This is a genomic window from Mesorhizobium sp. M7A.F.Ca.ET.027.02.1.1, from assembly GCF_004022985.1.
In the GTDB taxonomy this organism is placed as follows: domain Bacteria; phylum Pseudomonadota; class Alphaproteobacteria; order Rhizobiales; family Rhizobiaceae; genus Mesorhizobium.
This window is the reverse complement of record NZ_RZOL01000404.1, coordinates 1-5,544: the sequence shown is the minus strand read 5'-3', so window position 1 is coordinate 5,544 and position 5,544 is coordinate 1. Positions and strand designations below refer to the sequence as shown.

General features: G+C 62.2%; 7 protein-coding genes and 1 pseudogene. 5 read left to right on the top strand and 3 right to left on the bottom strand.

Annotated features, from left to right (window positions below; genetic code table 11):
• A pseudogene (locus EN749_RS38290) lies at positions 1-294 on the top strand (hypothetical protein); the annotation flags it as partial.
• Here EN749_RS38290 and greA read toward each other — a convergent pair.
• The gene (greA, locus tag EN749_RS29700; RefSeq protein WP_013530066.1) at positions 287-760 is read right to left on the bottom strand and encodes a transcription elongation factor GreA; all 474 of its coding nucleotides are present in this window, start codon (positions 758-760) and stop codon (positions 287-289) included. The pseudogene EN749_RS38290 and the gene greA sit on opposite strands and share 8 nt — an antisense overlap.
• Before the next feature lie 270 nt (positions 761-1,030).
• Positions 1,031-1,570: a tetratricopeptide repeat protein gene (locus EN749_RS29695; RefSeq protein ID WP_127270421.1), complete on the bottom strand. Its 540-nt coding sequence runs from the start codon at positions 1,568-1,570 to the stop codon at positions 1,031-1,033.
• 141 nt (positions 1,571-1,711) lie between these two features.
• Here EN749_RS29695 and EN749_RS29690 point away from each other — a divergent pair, with 141 nt between their 5' ends.
• The 3 genes from EN749_RS29690 (at position 1,712) to EN749_RS29680 (ending at position 4,305) form a co-directional block, all read left to right on the top strand.
• Positions 1,712-2,137, top strand: a complete 426-nt coding sequence (locus tag EN749_RS29690) for a DUF3775 domain-containing protein (RefSeq protein ID WP_013530064.1) — start codon at positions 1,712-1,714, stop codon at positions 2,135-2,137.
• Positions 2,138-2,323: 186 nt separating this feature from the next.
• Positions 2,324-3,382 (top strand): extensin family protein, encoded by a 1,059-nt coding sequence (locus EN749_RS29685; protein WP_245491518.1) that lies wholly within the window; start codon positions 2,324-2,326, stop codon positions 3,380-3,382.
• A gap of 116 nt (positions 3,383-3,498) precedes the next feature.
• Positions 3,499-4,305 carry an extensin family protein gene (locus tag EN749_RS29680; protein WP_127396635.1) on the top strand — a complete coding sequence of 269 codons (807 nt, stop codon included), beginning with the start codon at positions 3,499-3,501 and terminating at the stop codon, positions 4,303-4,305.
• A gap of 12 nt (positions 4,306-4,317) precedes the next feature.
• Here the strand turns inward: EN749_RS29680 and EN749_RS29675 are convergent, their stop codons facing one another.
• A complete protein-coding gene (locus EN749_RS29675) occupies positions 4,318-5,031 on the bottom strand; it encodes a gamma-glutamylcyclotransferase (RefSeq protein WP_127809568.1) in 714 nt (237 codons plus the stop codon).
• Positions 5,032-5,140: 109 nt separating this feature from the next.
• Between EN749_RS29675 and EN749_RS29670 the strand changes: the two genes are divergently transcribed.
• Positions 5,141-5,544, top strand: a 404-nt coding sequence (locus EN749_RS29670; RefSeq protein WP_189367789.1) for an LssY C-terminal domain-containing protein, incomplete at its 3' end; no start/stop codon positions are given.

Genomic DNA, 5,544 nt, shown 5'->3' with positions numbered 1-5,544 from the left:
GGAAACTGGTTCGCCGCAGCGCCGCGCCAACCCAACCGCTTGGCGCTGCCGCGAACCCATCATAAGGGGGAAAACTGTTACCTATCTATCCGGTTCAAACTGTTACCCATCTATCGGCTGGACACTGAACGCAAGGCCAGCGTCTATTCTGCTACGTTGAAAATCGGCGAAATCGTCGATGGGAGCATCTTTCTCCCCGTCACTATACGGGGAGAAATGCCCGGCAGGGCGATGAGGGGCGGCGCAAACCTCAGCTTAAAAGTCGCAGCCGCCCCCCTCAAATTCCCTAGATGAACTGCACTTGGACGATCTCATACCCCCTGGCACCGCCGGGCGCATTGACTTCGATGGCGTCGCCGACTTCCTTGCCGATGAGCGCACGCGCGATCGGCGAGGAGATCGAGATGCGGCCGGACTTCACGTCCGCCTCCTGGTCGCCGACGATCCGGTAAGTCTTCTTTTCCTCGGTGTCCTCGTCGACCAGCACCACGGTGGCGCCGAACTTGATCTTGTCGCCGCTGAGCTTGCTGACGTCGATCACTTCGGCCCGCGCGATATAATCTTCAAGCTCGTTGACGCGGCCCTCGTTAAGGCTCTGCGCCTCCTTGGCGGCATGATATTCGGCATTTTCGGACAGGTCGCCATGCGAGCGCGCTTCGGAGATCGCCTCGATGATGCGCGGCCGCTCTTCCTGCTGGCGCCAGCGCAGTTCTTCCTTCAATGACGCGAACCCCTCGCCTGTCATCGGGACCTTGTTCATGATGCCTGACCTTTCCTGCTGCCACCCCCGCGTTTCGGGGAAAGCCTTGTCGATGGGTACAAAAAGAAAACGGGTCCGGCAGCCTCGGGCTAACGGAACCGTTTCACCGCAATTTCCCTGAATATAGCAATGTCAGCGGGTTTTTCACGCCCAAAAATCGGTTTTGCTAAAATCATCCCCGTTTTCATCAGCCAGGGCGTGAATGAGGCTGGGGGCAACAAAAAGCGGCCGCGATCGCTCGCGGCCGCTTGGAAGAGCCCTGGGATCTTTTTAGCTTCTCATGAAATGGTCGATCTGCTCGGCCAGCATGCCATATTCGCGCGAACCCTTGCCGGTCCGCTTCTCGATTTCCATCAGCTGTTGCCGGGCGCCGGCCAGATCGCCGATCTGCAGATGCGCTTCGCCGAGATATTCACGCACCAGCGTGTAGTTCGGATCGATGCGCAGCGCCTCCTCGTAATAGCCGAGGCCGACGGTGACGCGGCCGGAATGGCGGTGCGAATAGCCGAGATAGTTGAGGATGCGCGGATCCTGCTTGTTGGCGGCAAGGCTGAGCACGGCGATCGCCTCGTCATAGCGCCCGGCCATCGCCAACGCGTGGCCAGCATCATAGATGCTGTCGTCGTCGAGCATGCCCTCCTGGGGTGCGACGCACTTTTTCTTCTTCTTGTCCCAGACTTCGCCCTTCTTGCATTGGGTGACCGTCTGATCGCTGCCGCCACTGTCACCGCCGGCGGCGAACACCGGAACGGCAAGGAACTGCAGCGCGACAAGGGCAGTCGCCACCTGGATCAGCACTCTTTTATGCATCGAAGCCTCCTGGAGGGTGAGAATGCAACACTAACGCCGGACGGCTTGCGTTTCATCCCGGAAAATTGCGTGCGGAGAACATCAGGTGACGGATGCCGCAAATCCGCTATCATCCGGCAAACGACCTGAGGGAGACGGCCCTTGCAGCGGCGGCTTGAAAAGGACTGGGAGCTTTCGATCGGCCCCGACACTGTGCGCCTGTTCATCCTCAAGGCCAAGGCGCTGAGTGCGGCCGTCAATGAAGACTATGCCGATGGCGCCGAGCATGAGGTCGAGCTCGACGGCGAGTCCCATGTCAACCATCACCATGACGGCCTTGCCGAGGAAAGCTCCGAGAATCTGACCGAGGAAGAGCTGCGCGAACTGATCAACGACCTCAATGTCGATGAAGCAGCCGAACTGATCGCGCTGGCCTGGGTCGGTCGCGGCGACTACGACGCCACCGAATGGGCGGACGCGCTGGCGGCCGCGCGCGAACGCGCCAACAAGCGCACCGCAAAATACCTGCTTGGCATGCCGCTGCTCGCCGACTGGCTGGAGGAAGGGCTGGAAGCGATCGGTGCGTAACGGAGCGGTTACCGTTCGTGATGCGGCCGAGGCAACCACCTTGCGTCGGCGCCGTTGACGGCGATGGGGTCGCTTATCTTTTCCCGAACGTTCAGGATCTTGTTCGTCATGGCCGTCACGGCCTTGCTGATGATGCCGGCCGAGGCGAGACATCGCCATCGGCATCACGAGCCGTTGACGCCGAGGATAGAGCAGCCGTTGACTCCACGAGCCGAACAGCGCCTCAAACAGCGAGGCGGAAAGCACCTGAAACCACGAAGACACCGGTCGGTGACGCGGAAGCAGGCACAGCAGAAAACGCAGTTGCGGCTGCCCTTGCCTGCCGATGTTCCGGTGCCTGGACCCAATATTCCGGTGCCCGAGCCACTCCCGACGGACACTCCAAAGGCCGACGCAGCAAAGACCGGGGAGCAGAAGAAAGGTCCGAACACCGCCGGCGCGCCCGACCGTAACCCTGAAGAAAAATCCCGCCAGGAAAAGCAGGCACTTCCCGAACCGCCGGTTCCCGAACCCTCAACCGATACGAAAAGCGAGCCGGAACCGCCGGCGGTCGCGCCAACGCCGACGCCAAAACCGGACATCGCGGAGCCCGAGGCTCAGCCGCCCACCGTTGCCCCGCAACCGCCGCAAAAGCCGGCGGACGCGGACGAGAAGAAGATGCTGCCCGATCCGCGCTCGGCCGATCTCCCCGATGAGAAAATGCCAGCCGAGGAAGTCGCCTGCCGCGAACGGCTGAAGACGCTCGGCGTCGAATTCGAAGAACACAAGGCGGAAAGCCAGCCCGAAATCGGCTGTTCGATCCCCTATCCCATCGTGCTGAAGGACCTTGGAAAGTCCGTCGCCATCGGCCCCGGAACCGAGCTCAATTGCAAAATGGCCGAGGCAACGGCGCGTTTTGCCGCCGATGTCATCCAGCCGGCGGCGAAAGCCGAATTCGGTGAGGACCTGAAATCGATCGGCCAGGCATCGGCCTTTGTCTGCCGGCCACGCAACGGCACCCGAGAACTGTCGGAACACGCCTTTGGCAACGCGCTCGACATCGCCAGCTTCACGCTGTCGGACGGCAAGAAGATCGAGGTCGGCCCGGCGCCGCCGGAGAAGGACGCCAAATTCCTCAACGCCGTGCGCAAGGCGGCCTGTGGACCCTTCAAGACGGTGCTCGGTCCAGGCGCCGATCCTGATCACTCCCTGCATTTCCATCTCGATCTCGAACCGCGCCGGCATGGCGGCACGTTCTGCCAGTGAGCATGGCTGATCCAGGCCGCGTGCCGCAATTCGGCCGCAGGCATGAACGCGGGCGCTGAGTTTTCCTTTACCCTTGATCGTTAAAATGCCGGATATCCATCAACGGGATTCCGCCAATGGCCGGCAAATTTCGGGCCTTGTTTTTCGCCACCGCGCGCCAGACAAAATATGCAGCAATGCTGACCGCCGGCCTGGCGCTGGCGGCGCTTTCCGCCTGCAACACTGGTAGTGTGCTGTCGCTGCAGCCAGCCGTCGACGTCGGCGCGCAGACGGCTGCCGTGCCGCAATATGCCGGCATGCAGAAGCTTGTCCCTTCCAATCCATACATGACGCAGGCCGCCTATCCGCGCATGGACGAGCCGATGTCGCCCGTCGAGCAGATGCCGGCCAGCGAAACCGACTGCCGGCAGCAATTGAAGCGTCTCGATGTCGCCTACACCGACCTGGCGCCGATCCATGAAGGCCAGTGCGGCATCGATTATCCGGTCAAGGTTTCGGCCATCGGCAACATCCAGATGAAACCCGCGGCAACCCTGACCTGCGACATGGCCGCCACCTTTGCCGGCTGGACGAAGAACGAGCTCGTCCCCTCCGCCCGCTGGCGCTATTTCTCCGACGTCAAGACCATCCACCAGGGCTCCAGCTATTCCTGCCGCAGGATTGCCGGCGAAGGTGTCCTGTCCGAGCATGGCAAGGGAAATGCGCTCGACGTCATGAGCATCGAACTCAACAATGGCGACGACATTGACGTGCGTAAGCCCGGCCTGTTCGCTTTCCGCACCCGCGGCTTCCTCAACAATGTGCGCGCCGACGGCTGCCAGTACTTCACCACCGTGCTCGGCCCCGGCTACAATTACGACCACCGCAACCATTTCCATTTCGACATCAAGAACCGCAAAAACGGTTATCGCGCCTGCCGTTAGGAAGAGATCAGCCTAATCGGCGCCACCGGTTGAAGCGGCGATCTGCCGTGCAACCAAGTCCTGGATGCGCCAGAGATTCCGGTCGCGGATGCCGCTCTCTTCAAGCTTGCTCACGGTCCTGAACAAATACTGCGCCGATGAGCCCCAATGACCGGCAGCCCGCGCCAGAGTGTCGGCAACCTGCTCCAACGGCAACCGGCCGGCATAGGCGCTGCCGTCCGGCGCGGCGACGAAAGCCAAGGCACGCAGCGGCCCGTCCCTGGTCTTGACCTTGATCCAGCATGGCACGTTGGTTGGCGGGTTGGCATCGATCTCGCGGCGCATCAACTGGCCGAGTTGCCCGAAATGATCTTCCGCGGGCAGCCGATAGACGATGCCGTTGCAGCTGCCGCCTCGATCGAGCGCCAGCATCAGGGCCGGCAAATCGCGGGTTCCGCGCCAGCGGGTCAGTTTCAGGCAAAACGAGCGGTGCCATCCCGGCGCCGTGGCCGGGCGCTGCTCGACATGGGCGAATTCGGGGTTCCAGATCAACGACCCGTAGGCAAAGACCCAAAGCGTCTCGGGACGATGCTGCGATAGCAGCTTGTCGACCAGGCCATCGAACTCCGCATCGGTGTGCTCGCTGGTTCCGGGCTCTGGCCCGGGATCAGGCTCGACACGCTCAACTTGCGCGACAAGCTCGGCGGTCAACGCCATTGGCTTGCGGCCTGCCAGCTTCCGCTCCATTGCTGCCCCCGCGAGGAAACGATGCCCACGATAGACCGGCGGCGCGCTGCTGGCCATTGATTTCCAGGGTCCGTCAGGCAACAGATACCGCACGGATCGGGCGGCGTTCATGAGCCAGCGAAGTTTTCGGCGACGCGTTGCAATCTGGGTGGCGACCTTGCTGGCCGCCTATCTGGCGCTCGCCTATTTCGCCGCACCGGAATTCTGGACGTTCCGCGATCGCGGCTTTCGCAAGCACAGCTTCGAGATGGTGACGCACACGCCACAAGGCATTCCGGGCGATCCCATCAATGTCGGTCTTGTCGGTACGCGAAAGGAAGTAGTGCACGCCTTCGCCGTCGCCGGCTGGGACACCGCCGACGCCGTGACCCTGAAGACCGCGATCGAGATTGGTGAAAGCGTGCTGTTCGACCACCCCTACCCCGATGCGCCGGTCAGCAGGCTGCTGTTCGATGGCCGCGCCCAGGATCTCGCCTTCGAGAAGCCGGAGGGCCTCAGCGCCGACCGCCGGCA